A 24,938-nucleotide genomic window follows, 5' to 3' on the forward strand; every position below is an offset into this window, starting at 1 on the left:
ACACCAGAGGAGTGTCAAGCTTATCAACGACTCGCCTGGAATGCCTTCAAGCCTTTGCGCGCCTGGGCGCGTACGGCGTTTTTCAGCGCCGGCGACCAGCCCAGCAACAGCCCCTTGAGGCCCAACGCCTGGCGGGACCAGCGCCACAGGTCGAAGTGATCGTGGTGTTCGCAGATTTTGCCGTCGCGAAACACAAACCGTGCGCCGATATCGTTGACCACCGTATTGCCGGTCGCGCTGAACAGGTAGGTCGCCACCCAATGCGCACTGCCGGTGGTGTCATCGCTGCGCACATGGTCGAAGGTCAGGGAAAAATCCTTGGCCCGGGTGGTCAACATGCGCCACATATCACCGGCGTCACGCCCACGCAGTTCGCCGAACGCCGGGTCACTGAACAGCACATCCTCGGTGTAGCAGGCCGCCATGGCTTCGGCGTCCAGGCGCTGGAAAGCACTGTAGAACTCGGTGATCAGGGCGTTATGGGCGTCGCTCATGGGAGGTTTCCGCAAAAGGGGTGGGAGGCCGGATACGATAATCCTCAGTGCGCCGGAACACTATCGGGATTAATCACAGGAATACCTAAGGCACCATCCCGCAACTGCGAGCATAGGCGAACAAGTCCACATCCGTGGAAATGCACAGCCGGCTCATGGCCGTGCTTTTCTGCTTGCTGATGGTGGAAATGCTGCGATTGAGCTGGGCCGCAATCTCGCTCACGGTCATGCCGCTGGCAAGCATGCGCACCACTTCGCGCTCCTTGCCCGACAATTGCGGCTGCTGGGACTGATCGCCGGTCCCCGCCTCGACCATCTGCACGCGCAAAACCTCACTGACAAACGTCTTGCCCTGGCTGACCGCCTTGATGGCCAACGGCAATTCCTTGGACGAGGCGCTCTTGGCTATGATCGCCCGTGCGCCCAAGGCAAAGGAGGCGCGCAACGTGGCGATATTGGCGAACATCGTCACCAGAATCACCGGCAAATCAGGGTACTGGCGCCGCAGCAACCCCAGCAGTACGTAGCCGTCGGCCTGCTGCCCACCGGGCATGGTGAAATCCGTCACCAGTAAATCGCAGGGCGTGCTGCCCAACACCTCGAGCAACGCATCAGGCCCATCGGCCTCCCCCACCACCTTGCACTTGCCGCTCGCCTCGATCACCACCCGCTGTCCGATACGAACAATGGGGTGATCGTCAGCAATAATTACGCGAAGCATAGAAAACCACGAATGATGGCAAATTGTTCAAGAAAAATAGCGCCATCCATCGTGACCAACAACCGAGCCACCGAGACTGATTTTCACTGAGCCCCATGTTTTTAAGTGTTTGAATTTATACCTACAAAATAAAAAGAAATAACTTACAAAGCAAAATCTCAAATCAAGGTATTGCGTCCTACAAATCCCGGGGAAGTGTCATAGATCCGTCAAATACCGCAGATAGATAATCACTTGCTGCTCGAATTGTTGCAGCGCCCGCTGGTTGAGGACGATGCCATGTTTACGCACGCCCTCGATCAAGCGCCCCGTGCGCGGCTCTGGCTCTGTACCCGCGAGGAACGCCAGGCTGCCCAACAAACGGTGCAGGTGGTCGAGGGTGGCTTGTCGGTCCAGGGAGCTATAGGCATGAAGCAGGCCGGCATAGTCTTTATTGGCCTCATGCAGGAGGCTATGCAGCATCAGGTTCACTACCTGCTCATCGCCGAAGGTCTCGATCAGTTGAGCACGGGTAGGCCAACGTGCCTGCACCACCAGTGCAGACGGGCCAGCGGCGCGGCCTGACGGGCCAGGCAGCCAATGCTCCAGTACTTCACGCAGGCGTTGGGCCGACAAAGGCTTGAGCAGCCAGGCGTCCATGCCGGCCTCAAGGCCACGCTGCAGGTCATCGGGCGTCAAGTGGGCGGTCAAGGCGATGATCGGGACGCGCCGGCGGTCCTCGACTTGCTCACGAAGGCGCATCTGCCGAGCCATGGCATAACCATCCATCACCGGCATCCGGCAATCGCTGATCACCAGGTCGAAATGCCGCAGCTCACTGGCGATCACTGCCCTCTGCCCGTCGCTGACCACCTCGTGGTCCAGACCGAACTTGTGCAGGAACCAGCCCATCAATGCGCCATAGGTAGCGTGGTCATCGGCGACCAGTACGCTCAGGTTGCACCAGTGGGCAGGCGGGCTGCCCCAAGGCGATGCGTGCGACGCCGGACCATGACCAGCAGGACCCCTTGGGCTCATGGCCACCTCGATATCGATACAGACGATGGGGGTTCTTTTGACGGCCACATTCAACCAACTCAAAAAGAACTCGATAGCGTCAGAAGCTACCCATACGAATGCACCTATATCGATACAACAACTACGAAAATACAAGTTTTCCTACACAGAAAAAACCTGATTCCGACACCGACGGTTTGTCGTATTTTTTGTATTTCCCCACCCCTGCCCCGCCGCTAAATTGCGCCCTACCCAAAAGGGCAACCCGCCAACTCACCTGGCGGCCAACTATCCGAACTGTCCCAACGCCTGACCGCGCCTTACTTGCGCTGCGGTGACGCGCACCCGGCAGTCATCCCCAACACTGAGAAGAGACACCATGAACAAGCACCTTATCGCCCTCGCCAGCGCCCTGCTGATCACAGGCACCGCCCCTGCGTTTGCCGCCAGCACCGTGGACCTGACCGTCAAGGGCATCATCACCCCGAATGCCTGCACCCCTGGCCTGTCCAGCGGCGGGGTCATCGACCACGGCAAGATGTCGGCCAAGGACCTCAACACCGACCGGATTACGCCATTGCCGGCCGTCAGCCTGCAAATGACCGTGACCTGCGATGCGCCCGTACTCTTCGCTATCAAAGCGACGGATAACCGTCTGGGCTCGGGGTCAGGCAGCAGCTTCGGCCTGGGGTTTATCAATGGCACGCAGAAACTCGGTTTCTACACCTTGGACCTGGGCTCAGCCACTAACCCTCCAGTGGCCGATGGCGAAGTCGTGCAGTCGATCGCCTCCTTCGACAACGGCACTACCTGGGAGAGATACAGCTCCTTCGAACACGGCCTCATGCTCTCCGTAGCCACCCTGGCAGATGTCAGCTCGCCTCGCCCCACCCAGGAGCTGGTCACCGAGGTCAATTACAGCGGCTTCATCAACCGCACCGACGGCCTGGACCTGAGCAACGAAGTCACTATCGACGGTTCCGCCACGCTCGAAGTGCTCTACCTGTAACCGCTCATACGCCATCGACTCTGCAACCAAAGGTGCCGTTCACCCATGAATTCCTCACCCGCTGTTTTTCTCGCCGCTGTACTGCTGGCCCCCTCCGTGCTGGCCGACAGCAGCGCCGACTTCGCCGTTATCGGCACCATCACGCCCAATGCCTGTGCCCCTTCAATCTCCGGCGGAGGTGTGGTGGATTACGGAAAGATGACGGCCAAGGAGCTCAGTGCAGACCGGCCGACCTCGCTGACACCGCAGACCCTGCAGCTGGAAATCCTGTGTGAAGCGCCCACCTTCCTGGCGCTGAGCACCATTGATAACCGGGCCGGTACTGCAGCGGTCAACTCGAACTGGCACGGCCTGGGCTTGACCCCCGGCAACGAGAAACTCGGCAGCGTGGGATTTGGCCTCTACAACAAGATGGCCGACGGCGTTGCCGTACGCACCGCCACTTCCAGCGATGGCGGGGCCACCTGGATACCGTCAGTGTTCCTCGGCCACAACCTGCTGACAGCGATTATCCCTGCGACCAGCGGCAGCTCGCCCATCGCGGTAACGCACTTCACTGCCGATCTACGCCTTTACACCATGATCGATGCCTCCGACCGGCTGACCGTACTGGAAGAGGTGCCGCTGGACGGCTACGCCACCGTACAAATGAAGTACCTGTAAGCCCTATTTCAACCGGCCCCACTCGAAAGGAAACGTGTGCCCCATGAAACTTACGCTCAATGCCCTGGCCACCGCGCTGCTGCTCAGCAGCAGCGCCTCTGCCCTGGCGGCGTCAACCGTCGACCTGACTGTCAAAGGCATCATCACCCCGAATGCCTGCACCCCTAGCCTGTCCGGCGCCGGAGTGGTCGACTACGGCAAGATTTCCGCCAAGGATTTGAACCTCACCACCCCCACACCTCTACCGCTCGCGACGTTGCAATTGAGCATCAGTTGCGAGGGGGAGCACGCTGTTCGCGGTCAAAGGCAGTGATAACCGCGCGGGGTCTAACGCTTCAGGCACCTACGGGCTGGGACTGATCAATGGCGGGCAAAAACTTGGTAGCTATGACGTAGCCCTGATGAACGCGGTTGCCGACTCCGTGGCCGTCACCGTGCTGGAGTCGATGGATAACGGCGCGACCTGGTTCGACTCGGGCGATGCGGCACTGGCGCCCAGCTCACTGGGGGCATTCGGCACTCGATCCGCAGGTATCTGGTCGCCAGTACCCATTCAACAAATGACCACCGATATGCTGGTCTACGGGCGTATCGCCCGCGCCGACAGCCTGGACCTGAGCGACGAACACCCCATCGACGGCTCGGCCACGTTCGAAGTGAAGTACCTGTAAAACCGTAGCCTCGCCGTTCGCGGCGAGGCGCCTTATTTGCACCAAACACATTGAAGACCGAATGATGAACAGAACCCTACGCCTGTGCGCGGCGCTGTTATTGCTCAACACCGGCTCTAACGTGTTTGCCCGCAGCGCGACTGACATGACCCTTTCGGGCCTGGTCACCCCCAGCTCTTGCACCATCGCATTGTCCGGCAGCGGAGTGATCGACCACGGCACCATCCCCGCCCATACCCTGAACTAGGAAGCGCCCACCCCATTGCCCAGCCAATGGCTTGAGGTGGAAGTCATCTGCAGCGGCCCGATGCTGTTTGCACTGATCGGCGTGGACAGTCGGGAGGATTCGTCCGCAGCACCGGACACTACCTATGGTTTAGGGAAAAACCCCAACGCGCCCACGGAATACCTTGGCTATGTCGGGCTGGCGTTTGAAGCGACGCAAGGGGACGGCCAGACCATGCAGTCACTGGCGTCAAAAACCCAGGGCGGCTTCTGGTCACCGCAACCGGCCATCCACCCCAGGACCCTGATGGGCTTTGCCCGCCCCGGCCGACCACTGCCCGAACCCATCGTTACCCTGACCACCCGGATTCGCGCGCAGACCATCATCAACCCGGCGAACCGCCTGACTCTCAAGCAGGACGTGCCCCTCGACGGTTCATTGGTGCTGGACCTGCGTTACCTCTAAGCCCTGTGATCATTTTAGGAGCTGCGTCATGAAGACCTATCCAACCTTGCTGGCCCTGGGCTGGCTGCTGAGCACCCAGGTGTACGCCGACGGCATGGTGCCCGACACCTCGGTGGTGATCGTCAACGAGGCCGATGGCGAAGCCTCGGTGTCGGTCACCAACACCGACGGCAAGCTGGCGCTGCTGCACGTCACCCTCGAAAACATCCCGGAGGACAGCGAGTCCTTGCTGTTTGTCACCCCGCCCCTGGCCCGGGTCGAGGCAGACAAAAGCCAACTGGTGCGGTTCATTCTGCAGAACCGTACGCCCCTGCAAACCCAGCGCCTGAAGCGGGTGATCTTCGAAGGCATGCCCAAGGACCGCGATGCCCAGCAGGCCGGTCACGCACGGGTCGGCGTGACCGTGCGACAGAACCTGCCCGTGATTATTCACCCCAAGGGCCTGGCACCGAATCGCACGCCCTGGACCGGGCTCACCTGGTCGCTCAACGACGGCCATCTGAACATCGCCAACCCCACGCCTTACGTGGTGCGTCTGGCTCAGGAGCTGCAACTGCTGCCCGGCAAGCATGGCCTGGTGCTGCCGCGTACCTACGTGCTTCCCGGTGAAACCTTGCGGCTCAGCACCCCCCACACCGGCACGGCCGTACGTCTGCAACCGGCCACCGTCTACGGCTTCGCCGTCGCCGCCTACGAAGCACCGATAACCGCAGCAAACGCTGAATAACGAAGTGACAGCCCTGTGACTGTCACCGGGAAGCCAGCCAACCGTTGCTGACTTCCATAACTTGAGTGCCTTACGTGAACACAGTAACCACTGACCCGGCCGGCGAAGCCGTGCCCGACTACCCTGCGCGCCCCGTCCTGCTCAAGGCCGTGCTGCCACTGACCATGGCCCTGCTGTCGGCCGAGTCCTGGGCCGACGCCTTCGACGCGCAAACCCTGCACCAGCGCGGAATCGACCCGGAGCTGGCCTACCTGTTGCTCGACGCACCGCGCTATACCAACGGGCGCCATGCCGTGAGCCTGACGGTCAACGGCCAGCGCCGTGGCCGCATTGATGCACAGTTCGACAGCCAGGGCGCGCTGTGCTTCGACCGGCCGCTGCTGGACGCCGCCGACCTGGTGATACCGCCATCGCTGGGTGGCGGCGGCTGCCATGACTTCCTCGGCGAATACCCACAAACCGTGGTGGAGCAAGACCCCGCCAGCCTGAGCATCAGACTGGTGGTGCCCACCGATGCGTTGCGCCCGCGTCAACGCGAGCTGTCCGGCTATGAAACCGGTGGCTTCGCCGGCCTGCTCAACTACGACGTGACCGGTTTGTATAACCGTTATGGCGACGACTCCAGCCGCTTCGGCTCGGCCAATACCGAGGTGGGCTTCAACGCCGGCGACTGGATCGTACGCAGCCGCCAGGTGCAGACCTGGCAGGATTCCCGCTCGCGCACCACGCACCTGGAAGCCTATGCCCAGCGCACGTTCGCCGAGCAGCAAGCGGTGTTGCAGGCCGGGCAGATCAGCCTCTACAACCCGGTGCTGGCATCGGCCCAGATCACCGGCATGCAGGTGTTCACTGAACAGGCGCTGCAGGATCAGGAACAAGGCTCGACTATCAACGGCATCGCCAACAGCCCGGCCCAGGTTGAAGTGCGCCAGAACGGCGCGCTGATTCACTCCACCGTGGTGCCTGCCGGGCCGTTCTCGCTGACCGACGTGCGGCGCCTGAACACCCGCGCCGACGTCGAAGTCATCGTCAAGGAAAGCAGCGGCGAAGAACGGCGTTTCACCGTGCCGGCCGCCATGCTCGGCATTGGCCTGCCGGCAGCGGGTTACTCGGTGGGGGCCGGGCGGGTGCGCAATATCGGCAATACCCGCGGTGACGACCCGTGGGTGGTCAGTGCCGGCTGGAGCGGTGCGTTGAACCCTCGCCTGAGCGTGGGGGCCGGTGGGCTGCTCGCTGAGGATTACCGCGCCACGGGCGCCAGCCTGGGCCTGCTGCCGTGGCCCGACGGCCAGGTGCAACTGTCGACCCAGATTGCCGATGCCCAGCGCCAGCGGGAGCGCGGGGTGCAAACCGACCTGACACTGTCGCAACGCCTGGGACAGCAATGGTCGATCACAGCCGGCGCGTCGCACCGCACCCTGGGCTACCGGGAGCTGGAAGACGCCGCCTACTACGATTCGCGCGACGACGATGGCCGGCGCACCCGCTACCGCGACCAGCAGAGCCTGTCGCTGGGCTGGGCCCATCCGTGGCTTGGCGCGTTCAACGCCGGGCTGTCGCGCACCACCACGTTCAACGGCGAAAACAGCAGCCGCGCCCTGGCGTCATGGGGCACCAGCGTGCGCGGCGTGTCGCTGTCGGCCAGCGCCGAGTGGCAGGTCAGCGGCCGCCAAAATGACGAGAACGCGGTGTACCTGAACCTCAGCGTCCCGCTCGGCGAAAACCGCCGCGGCCGGGCCTGGGTGCGTAATTCCGGTGGCGAGCACCGTATCGGCGTGGGCATAAACGAACAGGTCAATGATCAACTCAGTTACCGGGTCAGCGCCGAGCACGACAGCCGCGACCAGCAAGTGGAGTCCACGCTGGGGGTGTCCTACTTGCCGCGTTACGCACAACTGGACCTCAACTACAGCCGCTCGGACGCCGAGCGCTCCAGCTACCAGGGCGGCGCACGCGGGGCGGTGGTGGCGCACAGCAGTGGGGTGACGTTCTCACCCTACCCGGTGCGCGACACCTTCGCCCTGGTGTCCGTGGGCGATATGCCCGGGGTCAAGCTCACCACGCCAAGCGGCCCGGTGTGGACCGATGGCCAGGGCCAGGCCGTCGTGCCGCAGGTGTCCGCCTACGGGCGCAGTGCAGTCGAGGTGCAAACCCAGTCGCTGCCGCGCAATGCCGATATCAGCAACGGCCTGGCGGTGATCACTGCCGGGCGTGGTGCGGTAGACCGCGTGGAATTCGGCGTGGCCCTGACCCGTCGCGCCTTGCTCACGGTGACCACCGACCACGGCACGCCGCTGCCCCGTGGCGCCACCGTCAGCACCGCCGAGGGCGAGTTCGTGACCCTGGTGCAGGAAGGCAGCCAGGTGTTCCTGCCGAATGTGCTGGACCCACGCCGCCTGTGGGTCAAGGCAGAGGGCATGAGCCGCTGTGAACTGCAGGTCGACCTCGCAGAAAAAGCCGACCCGCAGGTGTATTTCGAAACCGCCCCGGCGCGCTGTGTGAAGCCATGAGGACCCCTCTGATGAAACGATTATTGCTGTTGGGATTGGCCCTGGCCGCCACCGCCCAAGGCCAGGCGCACGCCGATGACTGCCAGCTCAACCTGAGCCAGGCGCGCCTGGATTTCGGCGTGATGAACCGCGCCGTGCAACGCAACCCCAGCGCTGAAATCCTCCTGGGGGGAGCGCCGCCTGAGCCTGAACCTGAACTGCCCGACGCCCACCGACCTGCATATGTTCTATCGGGCCTTGGCCGCCGCCACTGAGCGTTACCGTTTTACCGAGCGAGGCAGTTACCGCGTGCAAATCAGCGACGCGGTACTCGACGGCCAGGCCGTGGAGCTGGGCCTGATCACCGGGCCAGGCCAGGCACCCACTGCACGCGGCAAGACGCTCGACTGGCGCGCCGACCACGCCATCGTGCCCTTGCGCGACGGCCTGCCAACCACCGGCAGCAGCTTTTCCGCGCAGTTGCTCGTGAACGCCTGGGCCCAGGCCGACGCCACGCAAGTGCGCGACGCGGTGACCTGGGAGGCCACCGGGCTGATCGACGCCGTCGCCACCGGCCGCGCCCGCGAGTTGTCGTTGCAGGCCGGCTTCGCCCCGGCGGCCTGCGAGGCGACCCTGTCCAACGGCGGGATTGTCGATTTTGGCCGCATGTGGGCCAAGAGCCTGAACGCCGACAAGGAAACCGGCCTCGCTTCGCGCAACCTGAGGCTGAACATCGGCTGCGACGGCCCGACCCACTTTGCCTTGCGCATGCAAGACAACCGCAAAGGCTCGACCACCGGCGGCATCGACGAGACCGCCTACGGCCTGGGAGTGGACGACAGCCGCAATAAAATCGGCCGCTACTTCCTGTATTTCGACCCCTTCGACCTGCGCGCCGACGCCCTGCCCCAGGTGTATCGCACCGACTCCACCACCGGCGGCGTGGCCTGGAGCAGTTCCAGCGCCTACCCCATTCCCATCGGCAGCAACAGCCTGCTGGGCTTCACCGCAACACCCGGCAGCCATGCTGGCCCCACGGCGATCCAGAACCTGAGCGGGCAGATCAGCGTACGCGCGGTTCTGTCCCCCATGAACAGCCTGGATCTGCGCACGGACGTCGTGCTCGATGGTTCGGGCACGATTGAAATCATCTACCTCTGATCAAGGAGTATGGTCATGAACCTACGAAAGCTTTCCCTCGCAACGTTTACCCTGCTGGGCCTCAGCGCCGGCGCCATGGCGGCGTCCAGCACCGACCTCACCCTCACCGGCCTGCTCACCCCCAGCGCCTGCACCCCTACGCTGTCGAGCAGCGGGCTGATCGACTACGGAAAGATATCCCAACAGGACTTGAACGCCGATCGCGGCACACGCCTGCCGGTGCGCTACCTCAGCGTGACCATCAACTGCGAGGCCCCGAGCCGGTACGCCCTGCGCATGGGTGACAACCGCGACGGGACTGCCAACGTCAACAGCGAAATCTACTACGGGCTGGGGCTGGACCCGAGCGGCAACAAGATCGGCCTGTTTTCACTGACCTTCGACCCCAAACAGACAGTGATCGATGCCTTGCCGCAGGTCTACGGCACCGAGTCCACCTCCGGCGGCATCGCCTGGCGCACCGCCAACAGCAACCCTATCGACATCGGCTCACGCAGCTTTCTGGGCTTCACCGACACCGCCGGCAGCACCAGCGGGCCAACGGCGATCCAGAGCCTGAGCAGCACGATCAGAGTCGACACAATCATCGTGGCGACCAAGAACCTGGACCTGCGCAGCGATGTGCATATCGATGGTTCCAGCACCATGGAAGTGTTGTATCTCTAAACCTTCTCGCTGGTTACGGCCACATACCGCGCACGCCCCGCGCCCAACCCCGCGATGATCGCGCCCAGGCCGATCACCGCGAAGATCCAGCCGATTGCGCCCCAACCGCCGGTCCAGTCATGCACCAGGCCGACCGCGAACGGGCCCATGGACGCCAGCGTGTAGCCGATGCCCTGGGCCATGCTCGACAGGTTGGCTGCCACATGGGAATCGCGCGAGCGCAGCACAATCAAGGTCAGCGCCAGGCTGAAGGTACCGCCCTGCCCCAGGCCGAGCAGAATGGCCCAGCCCCACAACCCGTCCAGCGGCGCGTACAGGCAACCGAACAGGCCGCCGAGGGTCAGCACCATCACCACCACAATCGCCAGGCGCTGGTCTTTGCCACGGGTGGCCAGCCACGGCGCGGCCAACGAACTGAACAACTGCACGATGATCGAACCGGACAGCGCCAATCCGGCTTCGGTGGCACTCAGGCCACGCCCGATCAGGATCGACGGCAGCCAGCCGAACACGATATACGCCAGGGACGATTGCAGGCCCATGTACAAGGTGACCTGCCAGGCCAACGGGTCACGCAACAAGCCCCTAACCCGGTAAGCCACCTGGTGCGCGCCGTGCTTCTGACCGACTTGCGGTAACCAGAACAATGCCGCGAGCAGCGCCGGCAGGATCCAGAAGCCCAGGCCGATGGCCCAGCTGTCACCAAAGTGATGACTCAACGGCACCGTAGCCCCTGCCGCCAGCGCCGCGCCCAGGCACAGGGCCATGGTGTACACGCCGGTCATGGCGCCCGCCTGTTTGGCGAAGTCGCGCTTGACGATGCCCGGCAGCAATACGCCGATGATGCCGATACTCGCGCCGGCGACCAGGCTGCCGGCGAACAAGCCCACTTCACCGAACGAGCTGCGCAGGATGATGCCGGCGGCCAGGGTCAGCAGAATCCCCAGCACCACCCGCTCGGCGCCGAAACGTCGGGCCAGGAGCGGCGCCGTGGGGGCGAACAGGCCCAGGCACAGCACCGGCAACGTGGTCAGCAAACCGGCCTTGGCCGCCGACAACCCCAGGCTGCTGGAAACGTCGGCCAACAACGGCGACATGCTCGACAGCGCCGGGCGCAGGTTCAACGCCACCAGGATCAGGCCCAGCAGCAACAGCCAGGGGCGGTTTACCACCGGATGGCTGTGTTGCACCACGTCGTCGTCGGCTTCGGCGTCGATCAGCAGTTCTTCGAGTTCGGTGGTGCGTTTGGCTTCAAGGTTCATTGATCAATTGCCGGCAGAGGGATTTGGCGCGTTCCGGGTCCTGGTGTTCCACGGCGTCGAGCAGGGAGACATGCAGGTCGAACACGGCTTGTCGGCGTGGTGAGAGGTTCAGGGTCTGACGCAACTGGGCGGCGACGATGGCTGAGAAATATTGATACAGCTCGCTCAATGCCGGGTTGCGTGCGGCATCCACCAGGCGTTTGTGGAACACCAGGTCGGCGCTGATATAGGCCTCCAGGTCACCGTGGTAAAGCTCGGCGCTGGCGTTGAGGGCTTCGTGCAAACCTTTGAGGTCTTCCTCGGTACGGCGCAGCGCTGCCAGGCCGATCGCCTCCACTTCGAGGATCTGCCGGGTTTCCTGCGCCTGCTCCAGGGAGCAATGCGACAACGCGCGCATCGCCCCCAGCGGGTCGGTCATGGAGCGCAGGTAGCTGCCGTCGCCCTGGCGGATTTCGATCAACCCCGAGAACGCCAGCACCCGCATGGCCTCGCGCACGGTATTGCGGCTGATGCCCAGCTCAGCGCACAGCTCGGGCTCGGTGGGCAGGCGCTCACCAACGGCCCATTTGCCTTCGGTAATACGCCAGCGCAACTGCTCCAGGGCCTGATCGACCAGAGAGCGTTTGATCAGGGGGGCGATGTCTGTCATGGATTTTCCACTTTCGTCCAATCATAGGATGAATTTTCCCACAGGCTATTCGGAGTTGCCTACAAGGGCAAGGCACTAGGGTTCTTAGGCAGGCAAAGGAACTGAATTTTCGATTGGTAAAATTACCCTTAGAGGGTAATTATTGGACTCAGGTGTCTTATGGAAAAGTACACACCTCATTACGATTTGGCGGTGATAAAGGCGGATGTGCGACGGCTTGGTGCGCGGGCTTTCACACGGGCGGCGAAGAAAACCGCAGAGGCTCTCGACCTTGATCTCGCTGAAATGCAAGCGGTCGTTTTCAAGCTGCAAAAAAGGATGTTGTACAAGTCGATGACCACTCATGCCGATCACCGGGTCTGGCATGACGTCTACCACATCCATTCACACGGTCTGGAGATTTACATCAAGGTCACTTACTGCTCAGGTAGTAACCCACCGGTGATCTCCTTCAAAGGGATGAACCTATGAAAACGCAACAGTGCTGTATCTGTGGCGCCCCCGACGCCATGACACGCTTTGAAGGCCGCAGCGAAACCCTGCGTATAAAAGGTATGGAGCGGCGCGTTGATGATCTTTCGGGATGGGAATGCCAGGTGTGCGAGGACGCCATGTATGACCCCGACAGCTGCGAGCGCCATGCCAAGGCAAGTGATGATCTGCTCCACGCCGCCCGAGGGATGATGGGTGCCGAACTCAAGCGTATCCGCCGCAAGCTGCACCTCACGCAAAAAGAAACCGTGCAATTGCTCTCCGGTGGCGGGCACAACGCATTCTCACGCTACGAACGCGGCGAAATAACGCCGCCCAAACCGTTGATGGTGTTGCTGCGTCTACTGGATCGTCACCCCCACTTGCTCACCGACGCCAAAGAACTGGCCGAAGGTGCAGACCTGCGTAACGCCTTCACCTACACCACCCACAATGAAACGCAAGAAGCCCTGAAAGCCTCGTAGACAGGCAAAAATAAACCCGGCACCAGGCCGGGTTTATCGTTTCAAACATCGATCAATGCAGAATCTGGCTCAAGAACAACTTGGTCCGGTCATTTTGCGGGTTGTCGAAGAAGTCATTCGGCGCTGCCTGCTCCACGATTTCGCCCTTGTCCATGAAGATCACGCGGTTGGCCACGGTGCGCGCAAAGCCCATTTCGTGGGTCACGCACAACATGGTCATGCCGTCTTCGGCCAGGCCGATCATGGTGTCGAGTACTTCCTTGACCATTTCCGGGTCCAGCGCCGAGGTCGGCTCGTCGAACAGCATGATTTTCGGTTTCATGCACAGCGCACGGGCAATCGCCACGCGCTGTTGCTGGCCGCCGGACAGTTGCCCCGGAAACTTGTGGGCCTGCTCCGGAATACGCACACGCTCAAGATAATGCATGGCGATTTCTTCGGCCTTGCGCTTGGGCATCTTGCGTACCCACATCGGCGCCAGCGTGCAGTTTTGCAGGATGGTCAGGTGCGGGAACAGGTTGAAGTGCTGGAACACCATGCCGACTTCACGGCGGATCGCTTCGATCTGCTTGAGGTCGTTGGTCAGCTCAACACCATCGACCACGATGCGGCCCTGCTGGTGCTCTTCCAGACGGTTGAGGCAGCGGATAGTGGTGGACTTGCCCGAACCCGACGGGCCGCACAGCACGATACGCTCGCCCTGCTTGACGTTGAGGTTGATGTCTTTCAACACGTGGAACTGGCCGTACCACTTGTTGACGCCCTGCATCTGGATAATGCCTTCAGGGCTCACAGGCTGTTTGATCGCTTCGCTCATAACATCAACTCCTAACGCTTGTGGCCTGTGTCGAGCTTGCGTTCCAAATGAATGGAGTAGCGCGACATACCAAAACAGAAAATCCAGAACACCAGGGCGGCGAACACGTAGCCTTCGGTGGCCATGCCCAACCATTTAGGGTCGGCGGCGGCTTGCTTGACGCTGTTGAGCAGGTCGAACAAACCAATGATGATCACCAGGCTGGTGTCCTTGAACAGCGCAATAAACGTGTTGACGATGCCCGGGATCACCAGCTTCAGCGCTTGCGGCAGAATCACCAGGCCCATGCTGCGCCAGTAACCCAGGCCCATCGCTGCAGCCGCTTCGTACTGACCTTTGGGAATCGCCTGCAGACCACCGCGCACCACTTCCGCCACGTAGGCCGACTGGAACAGGATCACGCCGATCAATGCGCGCAGCAGCTTGTCGATGCCCATGCCTTCAGGCAGGAACAACGGCAACATCACCGACGACATGAACAGTACGGTGATCAACGGCACGCCGCGCCAGAACTCGATAAAGGTCACGCAGACCACTCGAATCGCCGGCATGTTCGAACGCCGCCCCAAGGCCAGCAGGATGCCCAACGGCAAGGCGCCGGCGATGCCGACGGTGGCGATCACCAGGGTCAGCATCAGGCCGCCCCATTGGCTGGTCGCCACGTTGGTCAGGCCGAACACGCCGCCGTGCAGCAGGCAGAACGCAATGATCGGGTACAGCACCAGGAAGCTCAGGCCGTAGATCGCCTTGCGCTTGAAGCGCGAGATGAACAACGGCGCCACGCCAACGATGGCCAGCCACACGGTCAGGTCCACGCGCCAGCGCAGGTCGCCGGGGTAGTAGCCGTACATGAACTGCCCGAAGCGCTGTTGGATAAACACCCAGCAGGCGCCCTCTTTGGTGCAATCGGCGCGAGTCGTGCCGACCCAGTTCGCATCGAGGATGGCCCAGTGCAGGATCGGCGGCACCACCAGGTAGACCAGGTAGAACGCCAGCAACGTCAGCAACGTGTTGAGCCAACTGGAAAACAGGTTGGCACGCATCCATGCCATCGGCCCGAACACTTTGTTCGGCGGCGGCATGTCAGGTTTGAAAGTATGAGAACTCATGGGCGTTTCCTCACCGCTCGATCAGCGCAATGCGCTTGTTGTACCAGTTCATCAGCAGGGAAATGCTGATGCTGATCGCCAGGTACACGCTCATGGTGATGGCAATGACTTCGATGGCCTGGCCGGTCTGGTTGAGCACCGTGCCGGCAAACAGCGAAACCATTTCCGGGTAACCGATACCGGCGGCCAACGACGAGTTTTTCGCCAGGTTCAGGTATTGGCTGGTCAACGGCGGAATGATCACCCGCAGGGCTTGCGGGATGATGACCTTGCGCAGCGTCGGCCCGGGGCGCAGGCCCAGGAGCGCGCAGCCTCGGTCTGGCCGTGGCTCACGGACTTGATGCCCGAACGCACGATCTCGGCGATAAACGCGGCCGTGTACACGGTAAGCGCCAGCGTCAACGCCAGCAGTTCAGGGATCAATACCCAGCCGCCAACAAAGTTGAAGCCTTGCAGCTTGGGCATTTCCCAGTGCAGCGGCGCGCCAAAGATCAAGGCGCACAACGCCGGGATCAGAATGAACAGCGCCAGGCCCGCCCAGAACTTATGGAACGGAACACCGGTGGCTTCAAAGCGCTTGTTGGCCCAACGGGCCATCAGCACGATTGCCACGATAGCGACGACCACGCTGACCACAAACGGCCAGAAACCGTCAGCGGCAAGCGCTGCCGGCATGTTCAGGCCACGGCTGCTGACAAAGAAGGTATCGCCGAAGTTATGGCTGTTACGCGGCCCGGGCATGGTCAGGAACACCGCGAAATACCAGAACAGGATCTGCAGCAACGGCGGAATGTTGCGGAACACTTCCACATACACGGTCGCCAGCTTGCTGATCATCCAGTTCGGCGACAGCCGCGCCACGCCAATGATGAACCCGAGCAGCGTCGCCAGGATCACGCCGATAAACGTCACCAGCAAGGTGTTGAGCAAGCCGATCACAAACACCCGGGCATAGCTGTCCGATTCGGTGTAGTCGATCAGGTGCTGCGCGATGCCGAAGCCGGCACTGCGCTCAAGAAAGTCGAAACCCGAGGTAATGCCCCGGTGTTGAAGGTTGGTCTGGGTATTGTTGAAGAGGTACCAGCCCAGCGAGATCACCGCCACAATCGTGATGATCTGGAAGAGCCACGCACGCACTTTGGGATCGCTGAAGCTGAGCTTCTGCTTTGGTGCGCCGATTTGATTTTGCATGAAGTGCCCCGGAAATAATGGAACAGAACATCACCCGGCGGTTGGCCCACCGGGTGACAGAACCATCAGCGATCAGCGCACAGGTGGTGCGTATTGAATGCCGCCGGCGTTCCACAGCGCGTTCAGGCCACGGTCGATTTCCAGCGGGGTGCTCTTGCCCAGGTTGCGCTCGAACACTTCACCGTAGTTACCGACTTGCTTGACGATTTGTACGACCCAATCTTTCTTCACTTTCAGGTCTTTGCCGTATTCGCCATCAGCACCCAGCAGACGGGCTACGTCCGGGTTTTTGGTGGACTTGGCTTCAGCTTCGACGTTTTTGGAGGTGATACCGGCTTCTTCAGCGTTGAGCATGGCGTAGCCAACCCAGCGCACGATCGCCAGCCACTCGTCGTCGCCATTACGCACGACCGGGCCCAACGGTTCTTTGGAAATGGTTTCCGGCAGAACCACGTAGTCCTTCGGCGCGGCCAGCTTGCTGCGCTGGGCGAACAGTTGCGACTTGTCGGAGGTCAGCACGTCGCAACGCCCGGACTCCAGCGACTTGGCGCTTTCATCGGAGGTGTCGAAAGTGATCGGGGTGTACTTCAGGTTGTTGCCACGGAAGTAGTCGGAAACGTTCAGCTCAGTGGTGGTACCGGCCTGGATGCAGATGGTTGCACCGTCCAGTTCCTTGGCACTTTTAACGCCCAGCTTGTTGTTTACCAGGAAGCCGATGCCATCGTAGTAAGTGATGAAGCCTGGGAATTTCAGGCCCATGCCCGCATCGCGGGAGCTGGTCATGGTGGTGTTACGCGAGAGGATATCGACTTCGCCGGACTGCAGCGCGGTGAAACGCTCCTTGGCGTTCAACTGGCTGAATTTGACCTTGGTTGCGTCGCCGAAAACGGCAGCGGCCACGGCGCGGCAAACGTCAGCATCGATCCCCAGGATCTTGCCGCTGGCATCCGGCACCGAGAAACCCGGCAGACCGTCACTCACGCCACATTGCACAAAGCCTTTCTTCTGTACGGCATCCAGGGTGGCGCCGGCTTGGGCGAAACCGCTGACACCCAGTACTGCCGCCGCGCAAACGATGGCCAGGGTGGATTTCAATACCTTCATTCAAACCTCCAGTTGCTCTTGTTGTGTCGGAGCTCGAACCTCAGCGCACCCTTATGAGGCGATATTGACCCGTGTTGGCTTTTTTTGGGGTCAAGCAGCATGAGACTGTCGCAGTAATTCCAGTTGCTATCCCACAAACGGCAGTCACTGATAGTGTTACCGTCCTAAGATAGTTCTGACATCGACCTACACATAGCAAGCCCCGTACCAGAGTGGTCGCTGAGTCGTTTCAGCCCATGGTCAATAGAAAAAGATTCAACCTTGCGACATTCTCTTAACAGATCAACCTGTCGCGCACCGTTCCGACGCACCCAATCGGAGCGCACGCACATTTATGGAGCAGACATGACCGAACCCTTGATTCTTCAGCCCGCCAAGCCCGCAGACGCCTGCGTAATCTGGTTGCATGGCCTGGGTGCCGATCGCTACGACTTTTTGCCGGTGGCCGAAGCACTGCAGGAAACCTTGCTGTCCACCCGCTTTGTGTTGCCCCAGGCGCCGACCCGCCCGGTGACCGTCAATGGCGGTTACGAGATGCCCAGTTGGTACGACATCAAGGCCATGAGCCCGGCCCGCTCGATCAGCCTGGAAGAGCTGGAAGTGTCGGCCAAGATGGTCACGGATTTGATCGAAGCGCAAAAAAGGACCGGAATAGACGCCTCGCGGATTTTCCTGGCCGGTTTTTCCCAGGGCGGCGCCGTGGTCTTCCACACTGCGTTCCTTAACTGGCAAGGCCCGTTGGGGGGGTGATTGCCCTCTCGACCTACGCGCCCACCTTCAGTGACGAACTGGAATTGTCGGCCAGCCAGCAGCGCATTCCGACCCTGTGCTTGCACGGTCAGTACGACGACGTGGTGCAGAACGCCATGGGCCGCAGCGCCTATGAGCATCTGAAGAGCCGTGGTGTCACCGTGACATGGCAGGAATACCCAATGGGCCACGAAGTGTTACCCCAGGAGATACACGATATAGGCGCCTGGCTGACGGCTCGACTGGGCTGAAAACCGGCGTTTATGTAGCCGTATGACAGACGCACTACGCCGCGCCCGTTTCTTGCATTACACTGGCCGGCGTACATTCCTTAACCAATTAATGAGATCACCGTGCTCAAAGCACTTAAGAAGATGTTCGGCAAAAGCGAGGCTGAGCCGCTCGCGCCTGTTCCCAGTGCTCCTGTCCCGACTGCCGGCAGCCGCAACGACGGTAAACAGCCCGGCCGGACCGCACCTGTCGCCCAGCCGAAGAAGCCAACGGTGACAGCGCCAGAACCGGCAAAACCCGCTGAGGCCGTGCCTGCTCCTGCGCCGAAAGCCCCACGCCGCGAACGTGCGCCAAAACCGCCCGTGATCCCCTGGAAACTCGAAGATTTCGTCGTCGAACCCCAGGAAGGCAAGACCCGCTTCCACGATTTCAAACTCGCCCCGGAACTGATGCACGCCATCCAGGACCTGGGTTTCCCGTATTGCACGCCGATCCAGGCGCAGGTGCTGGGCTTTACCCTGGCGGGCAAAGACGCCATTGGCCGTGCCCAGACCGGCACCGGCAAGACCGCCGCGTTCCTGATCTCGATCATCACCCAACTGCTGCAGACGCCGCCGCCCAAAGAGCGCTACATGGGTGAACCGCGCGCGCTGATCATCGCGCCGACCCGCGAGCTGGTGGTGCAGATCGCCAAGGACGCCGCCGACCTGACCAAGTACACCGGCCTCAACGTCATGACGTTCGTGGGCGGCATGGACTTCGACAAGCAGCTCAAGCACCTCGAAGCGCGCCACTGCGACATCCTGGTTGCCACCCCGGGCCGCCTGCTCGACTTCAACCAGCGCGGCGACGTGCACCTGGACATGGTCGAAGTGATGGTGCTGGATGAAGCCGACCGCATGCTCGACATGGGTTTTATCCCGCAAGTGCGCCAGATCATTCGCCAGACTCCGCCGAAAGCCGAGCGCCAGACCCTGCTGTTCTCCGCGACCTTCACCGAAGACGTGATGAACCTCGCCAAGCAGTGGACCACCGACCCGTCCATCGTCGAGATCGAGGCGCTGAACGTCGCCAGCGAAAACGTCGAACAACACATCTACGCGGTGGCCGGTGCCGACAAGTACAAGTTGCTCTACAACCTGGTCAACGACAACGGTTGGGAGCGGGTGATGGTGTTCGCCAACCGCAAGGACGAAGTGCGCCGCATCGAAGAACGCCTGGTACGTGATGGCGTCAACGCCGCGCAACTGTCGGGTGATGTGCCGCAGCACAAGCGCATCAAGACCCTGGAAGGCTTCCGCGAAGGCAAGATTCGCGTGCTGGTGGCCACCGACGTGGCCGGGCGCGGGATTCACATTGATGGCATCAGCCACGTGATCAACTTCACCCTCCCGGAAGTGCCGGACGACTACGTGCACCGGATCGGCCGTACCGGTCGTGCGGGCGCGGCCGGTGTGTCGATCAGCTTCGCGGGCGAGGATGACTCGTATCAGCTGCCGTCGATCGAGACGCTGCTGGGGCGCAAGATCAGCTGCGAGACGCCGCCGACGCACTTGCTGCGAGCGGTAGAGCGTAAACGCCCTCAAGCCTGAAACGCGCTAAAAAATGTGGGAGCTGGCTTGCCTGCGATGCAGACACCTCGGTGAATCAGTCACACCGTGGTGAGGCTAGCGCAGGCAAGCCAGCTCCCACATGTGTATTTGCGTTCGGCTGTTTACTTCCAGCGGTCGGCGGCGGCTTGGTCGCTGTGCCGCCCTTCCACCCAGCGTGCACCCTCAGGGGTGTTTTCTTTCTTCCAGAACGGCGCGCGGGTTTTCAGGTAGTCCATCACAAACGCACAGGCATCGAACGCGGCCTGGCGATGGGCGCTGGCGGCGGCCACAAACACGATCGGCTCACCCGGCTCCAGCGCGCCGATACGGTGCAGCACTTCCAGCTTTAGCAGCGGCCAGCGCTGTTCGGCTTCCACGGCAATCTTGGCCAAGGCCTTTTCGGTCATGCCGGGGTAGTGCTCCAGGAACATCCCCGACACGTCCAGGCCATCATTGAAATCGCGCACGTAGCCGACAAAACTCACCACCGCACCCACGCCGACATTCGCCGCGTGCATCGCGTTGACTTCAAAGCCTGGGTCAAACGCCTCGGCCTGTACGCGAATGGCCATGCTCAGCCTCCGGTCACAGGTGGAAAAAACGCCACTTCATCACCCGCCTGCACAGGCTCATCAAGGCCGCATAGTTCCTCATTGCGCGCGCACATCAGGCTGCTTTCGTTGAGCACTGCAAACTCCGGGTCACCGGCCAGCGCCAGGCGCACGGCATCGACCGTGGCGAAATCACCTTCCATCTCCAGCGAATCGAAGCCTGTCGCTTCGGCGTAGCGCGCAAAAAACAGTACGTTGATGCTCATTGTTCATCCGCCTTGAAATGCCCGCTTTTGCCGCCGAGCTTCTCCAGCAGGCGAATACTTTCGATGGTCATGCCACGGTCCACGGCCTTGCACATGTCATAAATCGTCAGCGCGGCAACACTGGCCGCCGTCAGCGCTTCCATCTCGACGCCGGTCTGGCCACTGAGTTTGCAACGCGCCAGGATATGCACCGCGTCTACGCCATCGGCGCGCAGTTCGACCTTGACCCCGGTAAGCATCAACGGGTGGCAAAGGGGGATCAAATCACTGGTTTTTTTGGCGGCCTGGATCCCGGCAATGCGGGCCACGGCAAACACGTCGCCCTTGGGATGGGCGCCGTCGACAATCATTTTCAAGGTCTCGGGCAGCATGCGCACCCGCGCTTCGGCCACCGCCTCACGGAACGTCACGGCTTTGTCGGTGACGTCGACCATATGGGCGCGACCTTGGGAATCGAGATGAGTCAGCACAGGGATACTCCTGATCAGGAGCATCGATTGTAAACCCAACGCCAAACAAATGTGGGAGCTGGCTTGCCTGCGATGCAGGCACCTCGGTGGTTCAGGTAGACCGAGGTGATGCTATCGCAGGCAAGCCAGCTCCCACATTGACCGCGTTTACAGGTGAGATTCGGCGTATTCAGCCAGAATCGAGCGAGGAACCCTTGCAGCGCGATATGCACGCCGTTCGGGAAATCCTTGAAGCGTTCCGTCAGGTAAGTCAGCCCGGAGCTGGTCGCGGACAGGTAAGGGGTGTCGATCTGTGCCAGGTTGCCCAGGCACACCACTTTGGAACCGGCGCCGGCACGGGTGATGATGGTTTTCATCTGGTGCGGCGTGAGGTTCTGGCATTCATCGATCAAAATCAGGCTTTGCTGGAAGCTGCGACCTCGGATGTAGTTGAGGGATTTGAACTGCAACGGCACTTTGCTGAGGATGTAATCGACGCTGCCATGGGTGTTTTCGTCATCCATGTGCAAGGCTTCGAGGTTGTCGGTGATCGCCCCCAGCCACGGCTCCATTTTTTCCGCTTCAGTGCCGGGCAGGAAGCCGATTTCCTGGTCAAGGCCCTGCACGCTGCGGGTCGCGATGATACGGCGATAGCGCTTGGTCACCATGGTCTGCTCGATGGCGGCAGCCAGGGCGAGGATGGTTTTACCCGAGCCTGCAGCACCGGTCAGGTTGACCAGGTGGATGTCCGGGTCGAGCAGCGCATACAGCGCCAGGCTCTGGTAGATATCACGCGGTTTCAGGCCCCAGGCTTCCTGGTGCAACAGGGGCTCCTGATGCAGGTCGAGGATCAGCAGCTTGTCGACCTGGATCTCTTTGATCCAGCCCACAAACCCTTGTTCGTCGATGATGAACTCGTTGATGTGCACAGCCGGCAGGTTGTCGATCAGCTGTACCTGGTGCCAGGTGCGGCCGTGGTCCTGACGGGTTTCAACCTTGCTGACCAGGTCCCCAGAACGAGCCGGTTACCGTGTGATAACCACGCGACAGCATCGACACGTCGTCGACCAGTTGGTCGGTACTGTAGTCCTCGGCAGCGATCCCACACGCTCGTGCCTTGAGGCGCATATTGATGTCTTTGGTCACCAGCACCAGGCGCAGGTCCTTGTCGCGTGCGTGCAGGTCGATCAATTGGTTGATGATTTTGTTGTCGTTCAGATTCTCCGGCAGCAGGCTGTTGGGCTCGCTGCGCTTGCTCATCAGAATCGACAGCAAGCCCTTGGGCCCGCTTTTGCCACGCTGGATCGGCACACCGACTTCAACGTCCTCGGGTGAGGCTTCACCCAGGGTCTTGTCGATCAGACGGATGGCCTGACGGCATTCGGCGGCAACGCTGTGGTGCCCGCTTTTGAGTTTGTCGAGCTCCTCAAGCACGATCATCGGGATGGCGACGTGGTGTTCTTCGAAGTTAAGCAGGGCGTTCGGATCGTGGATCAGTACATTGGTATCAAGCACATAAAGGATTGGCTGGTCGGAAGAAGGGTTACGTCCATGATCATCCATACTCGGTCACCTTTGTGGGAGCCAGTCGACGCAATACCACAACAGTGCTGCGCCTCGATTCGACCACCGAATGCACCTGAGTGACGTCAAGTGCATTGCCCACATGAGGAGTCTTGGAAGACGCCACCTGTGTTGCAGGTTTCGGCGATCTGACTTCGTAATACCGCAAAACCCATGACAGGAAAAAGCACTTTGACGCTTTTTTGAAGTTTATTTTTCAGGATGACGAATAGCACTAGCCGAGTGCCAGGTACCCCGTTAAAGTCGGAAGTCCGCCTGCATCGAAATATCGCAAAAAACCACCCCAAAAATGCCGCATCCCCAACAGGGCCGGGCACTTCAGCGAAATGCCTCCCGACAGTCCTGCCAACCCAAGCCGCTCTGCGCCGTTGCCTGTAACAACAGCGGTAATGCCACCCGCGCCTTGTCCTGGGTGTCGTGAAACACAATCACCCCTTTGCGCCACAGCAGCATCAGCGTCAGCACCCGCTGCGCCGACTCGTCGGCCTTGAGTTGGCCCGGTTCGTCCTGGGAGTCGATGTCCCATAACGCCACCTGCAAGCCCTGGGACTGGAAAAACCCCTGGCTGTCTGCGCGACGCTGGCCGTAGGGCGGCCGGAACAGCGGTACATAGTTTTCCGGCATCAGGTTTTGCGCGAGCGAGGCGCTGCGGGTAATCGAGCTTTGCCAGTCCACCCAATGGCTGTGGGAGCGATACTGCCAACCTTGGGTGCCCACGCACTGGCCCTGGTAGAGCGCCTGCACATCCGCAACCGAACTGCGCTCCACGCGGGTTTGCAAGCTGCTGCCGAGGGCAAAGAACGTTGCGTTCATCTTCTGCTTGCGCAGGTAGTCAGTGAGCCAGTCGGTATTGCCGCTGACCGGTGCAGGGCCGCCGTCGAAGGTCAGCAGGAACAGGCGGTCATTGAGCTCGTCGCCATTGCGTTCGTGGTCGCCAAACCGTGCGACTTCGCTGCTGATTTGCGGGAACAGCGCGGCTTTGCGCAGCAACTCGTCCAGGTAGCGTTCGTGGAAACTGTGGCTCGGGCCGGCCCAGCCTATATAGAAAGAGTCGTCGCTGACCTCGAACTTGCCGGCCTGCTCGCGCAGGTCGTCCATGTTTTCCACCAGGTAGCAGAAGGAGGCGTCCTCCTCACAGCTTTGCTGGGCGAAGGTGTAGTTCTCCAACAGGCGTTGCCAGAGCTGGCGGCGCAGGTCGTCGATGGACGCCTGATTGATGATTTTCAAGCCCAGGCGCTGTTTGAGTGCGGCCTCGTCCTGGTTTTCGCTGGCCAGCAGGCTGTGGGCGAACATCAGGATTTCTGCGCGTGAGGCGACGTCGAACAGCGCGGGGCTGCTGAGTTTTTCGGGCCAAGTGCCGCGGTCCAGGCTGGCTATGTCCACGGGGGCTGCGTGGGTGTTCAGGCATAGCAGGCAGGCTGATAATAAAAGCGCAATTCGCACGCGGGGTCTCCGTTTCCATTCGTCGGGCACTATAGCTGATAGATCGGGGGATATCCGTTACTGCGGTAACGGCCGCCTATGGTTCCGCCCTTACGGCGGGTCACTTTTGAAAAGAGCCCAAAAGTAACCAAAAGGCTCTTGCCCCACCACTCGGCACCTCGCCTCCGGCTCGGTGTGCCCGCACGCAGACTTGAATCCGTGGGCCGCCGCGATGGGCCATCCTTGGCCCAGCGCGGCTAACCCGGCGTCCTGCCGGGTTACCCACGGATTCAAGCCCGCGTGCGGCCAGCGTGGTTAATGGGGCGCCTCAGATCAAAGTCAAAAGCAGAGCACGGCGGCCTGGTAGCCGACCTGAGTGGTGTAGATCAAGAGCGGGAACACAGTGGATTGGCTTTTCTGTGGGAGCAGGCTTGCCTGCGATGCAGACAACTCGGTCTCTCAGGCAAACCGGGTTGATGCCATCGCAGGCAAGCCAGCTCCCACATTTGAACCGAGGAAAGCTTCAATGCTCAGGTCGGCTGCCAGGCCGCCTCGCTTTGCTTTGCTTTGTTTTTGATCTGGCCCTTACATCCTTACCGCTGACGAAGTCAGCGATCTTTTGATCTAGGGCTTTTGATTGTGATCTGAGACGCCCCGTCAATCACGATGGCCGAACGCAGGCTTGAATCCGTGGGCAACCCGGCAGGACGCCGGGTT

Annotated in this window: 22 protein-coding genes and 5 pseudogenes; 13 read left to right on the top strand and 14 right to left on the bottom strand. The window is 61.2% G+C overall.

Going from position 1 to position 24,938, the window contains the following annotated elements; all coding sequences use genetic code 11:
* Window positions 1-23 precede the first annotated feature (23 nt).
* The 3 genes from LRS56_21220 to LRS56_21230 all read right to left on the bottom strand — a co-directional run bounded on the left by LRS56_21220 (window position 24) and on the right by LRS56_21230 (window position 2,232).
* A complete protein-coding gene (locus tag LRS56_21220) occupies window positions 24-494 on the bottom strand; it encodes a nuclear transport factor 2 family protein (protein WDU61338.1) in 471 nt (156 codons plus the stop codon).
* 85 nt (window positions 495-579) lie between these two features.
* Window positions 580-1,215, bottom strand: a complete 636-nt coding sequence (locus LRS56_21225) for a response regulator transcription factor (protein ID WDU61339.1) — start codon at window positions 1,213-1,215, stop codon at window positions 580-582.
* Window positions 1,216-1,413: 198 nt separating this feature from the next.
* Complete coding sequence (locus LRS56_21230; GenBank protein ID WDU61340.1) at window positions 1,414-2,232, bottom strand: response regulator; 819 nt, start codon at window positions 2,230-2,232, stop codon at window positions 1,414-1,416.
* A gap of 358 nt (window positions 2,233-2,590) precedes the next feature.
* Here LRS56_21230 and LRS56_21235 point away from each other — a divergent pair, with 358 nt between their 5' ends.
* The 9 genes and pseudogenes from LRS56_21235 (at window position 2,591) to LRS56_21275 (ending at window position 10,288) form a co-directional block, all read left to right on the top strand.
* Entirely contained in the window at window positions 2,591-3,220 is a 630-nt protein-coding gene (locus LRS56_21235) for a DUF1120 domain-containing protein (GenBank protein ID WDU61341.1), read from the top strand.
* A gap of 45 nt (window positions 3,221-3,265) precedes the next feature.
* Window positions 3,266-3,883, top strand: a complete 618-nt coding sequence (locus tag LRS56_21240; protein ID WDU61342.1) for a DUF1120 domain-containing protein — start codon at window positions 3,266-3,268, stop codon at window positions 3,881-3,883.
* A 43-nt stretch (window positions 3,884-3,926) separates the two neighbouring features.
* Window positions 3,927-4,554, top strand: a pseudogene (locus tag LRS56_21245) (DUF1120 domain-containing protein).
* A 64-nt stretch (window positions 4,555-4,618) separates the two neighbouring features.
* Entirely contained in the window at window positions 4,619-4,801 is a 183-nt protein-coding gene (locus tag LRS56_21250) for a hypothetical protein (protein ID WDU61343.1), read from the top strand.
* 15 nt (window positions 4,802-4,816) lie between these two features.
* A complete protein-coding gene (locus tag LRS56_21255; protein ID WDU61344.1) occupies window positions 4,817-5,245 on the top strand; it encodes a hypothetical protein in 429 nt (142 codons plus the stop codon).
* Between the two features lie 28 nt (window positions 5,246-5,273).
* On the top strand, window positions 5,274-5,972 hold the full coding sequence (locus LRS56_21260) for a fimbria/pilus chaperone family protein (protein WDU61345.1): 699 nt from the start codon (window positions 5,274-5,276) through the stop codon (window positions 5,970-5,972).
* A gap of 164 nt (window positions 5,973-6,136) precedes the next feature.
* Window positions 6,137-8,482, top strand: coding sequence for a fimbria/pilus outer membrane usher protein (locus LRS56_21265; protein WDU65790.1), 2,346 nt, complete (start codon window positions 6,137-6,139; stop codon window positions 8,480-8,482).
* Window positions 8,483-8,493: 11 nt separating this feature from the next.
* Window positions 8,494-9,622 (top strand): annotated as a pseudogene (locus LRS56_21270) (DUF1120 domain-containing protein).
* A 15-nt stretch (window positions 9,623-9,637) separates the two neighbouring features.
* Entirely contained in the window at window positions 9,638-10,288 is a 651-nt protein-coding gene (locus LRS56_21275; GenBank protein WDU61346.1) for a DUF1120 domain-containing protein, read from the top strand.
* On the opposite strand, the gene LRS56_21280 is transcribed toward LRS56_21275, so the two are convergent.
* The gene (locus LRS56_21280; protein WDU61347.1) at window positions 10,285-11,550 is read right to left on the bottom strand and encodes a CynX/NimT family MFS transporter; all 1,266 of its coding nucleotides are present in this window, start codon (window positions 11,548-11,550) and stop codon (window positions 10,285-10,287) included. The genes LRS56_21275 and LRS56_21280 overlap by 4 nt on opposite strands.
* Entirely contained in the window at window positions 11,540-12,199 is a 660-nt protein-coding gene (locus LRS56_21285) for a FadR/GntR family transcriptional regulator (protein ID WDU61348.1), read from the bottom strand. The genes LRS56_21280 and LRS56_21285 overlap by 11 nt, the downstream gene beginning before the upstream one ends.
* A 159-nt stretch (window positions 12,200-12,358) precedes the next feature.
* Here LRS56_21285 and LRS56_21290 point away from each other — a divergent pair, with 159 nt between their 5' ends.
* Both LRS56_21290 and LRS56_21295 read left to right on the top strand, forming a co-directional pair.
* Complete coding sequence (locus LRS56_21290; protein WDU61349.1) at window positions 12,359-12,670, top strand: type II toxin-antitoxin system MqsR family toxin; 312 nt, start codon at window positions 12,359-12,361, stop codon at window positions 12,668-12,670.
* Window positions 12,667-13,155, top strand: coding sequence for a type II toxin-antitoxin system MqsA family antitoxin (locus LRS56_21295; protein WDU61350.1), 489 nt, complete (start codon window positions 12,667-12,669; stop codon window positions 13,153-13,155). The genes LRS56_21290 and LRS56_21295 overlap by 4 nt, the downstream gene beginning before the upstream one ends.
* Before the next feature lie 52 nt (window positions 13,156-13,207).
* Here the strand turns inward: LRS56_21295 and LRS56_21300 are convergent, their stop codons facing one another.
* The 4 genes and pseudogenes from LRS56_21300 to LRS56_21315 form a co-directional block, all read right to left on the bottom strand.
* Window positions 13,208-13,972, bottom strand: coding sequence for an amino acid ABC transporter ATP-binding protein (locus tag LRS56_21300; protein ID WDU61351.1), 765 nt, complete (start codon window positions 13,970-13,972; stop codon window positions 13,208-13,210).
* Between the two features lie 11 nt (window positions 13,973-13,983).
* Window positions 13,984-15,081, bottom strand: coding sequence for an amino acid ABC transporter permease (locus LRS56_21305; protein ID WDU61352.1), 1,098 nt, complete (start codon window positions 15,079-15,081; stop codon window positions 13,984-13,986).
* 10 nt (window positions 15,082-15,091) lie between these two features.
* A pseudogene (locus LRS56_21310) lies at window positions 15,092-16,272 on the bottom strand (amino acid ABC transporter permease).
* Window positions 16,273-16,344: 72 nt separating this feature from the next.
* Entirely contained in the window at window positions 16,345-17,376 is a 1,032-nt protein-coding gene (locus tag LRS56_21315; GenBank protein WDU61353.1) for an amino acid ABC transporter substrate-binding protein, read from the bottom strand.
* A gap of 345 nt (window positions 17,377-17,721) precedes the next feature.
* Here LRS56_21315 and LRS56_21320 point away from each other — a divergent pair.
* Window positions 17,722-18,377 (top strand): annotated as a pseudogene (locus LRS56_21320) (alpha/beta hydrolase).
* A 96-nt stretch (window positions 18,378-18,473) separates the two neighbouring features.
* Window positions 18,474-19,949, top strand: coding sequence for an ATP-dependent RNA helicase RhlB (rhlB, locus tag LRS56_21325; GenBank protein ID WDU65791.1), 1,476 nt, complete (start codon window positions 18,474-18,476; stop codon window positions 19,947-19,949).
* 122 nt (window positions 19,950-20,071) lie between these two features.
* Here rhlB and moaE read toward each other — a convergent pair whose 3' ends face one another.
* The 5 genes and pseudogenes from moaE to LRS56_21350 form a co-directional block, all read right to left on the bottom strand.
* Complete coding sequence (moaE, locus tag LRS56_21330) at window positions 20,072-20,521, bottom strand: molybdopterin synthase catalytic subunit MoaE (GenBank protein WDU61354.1); 450 nt, start codon at window positions 20,519-20,521, stop codon at window positions 20,072-20,074.
* Window positions 20,522-20,523: 2 nt separating this feature from the next.
* Entirely contained in the window at window positions 20,524-20,766 is a 243-nt protein-coding gene (gene moaD, locus LRS56_21335; protein WDU61355.1) for a molybdopterin converting factor subunit 1, read from the bottom strand.
* The gene (gene moaC, locus LRS56_21340; protein ID WDU61356.1) at window positions 20,763-21,236 is read right to left on the bottom strand and encodes a cyclic pyranopterin monophosphate synthase MoaC; all 474 of its coding nucleotides are present in this window, start codon (window positions 21,234-21,236) and stop codon (window positions 20,763-20,765) included. The genes moaD and moaC overlap by 4 nt, the downstream gene beginning before the upstream one ends.
* A gap of 147 nt (window positions 21,237-21,383) precedes the next feature.
* Window positions 21,384-22,778: pseudogene (locus LRS56_21345) on the bottom strand (PhoH family protein).
* 339 nt (window positions 22,779-23,117) lie between these two features.
* Window positions 23,118-24,242 (bottom strand): polysaccharide deacetylase family protein, encoded by a 1,125-nt coding sequence (locus LRS56_21350; GenBank protein ID WDU61357.1) that lies wholly within the window; start codon window positions 24,240-24,242, stop codon window positions 23,118-23,120.
* Window positions 24,243-24,938: the final 696 nt, after the last annotated feature.

It is taken from the genome of Pseudomonas poae, from assembly GCA_028869255.1.
Taxonomy (GTDB): domain Bacteria; phylum Pseudomonadota; class Gammaproteobacteria; order Pseudomonadales; family Pseudomonadaceae; genus Aquipseudomonas; species Aquipseudomonas poae_C.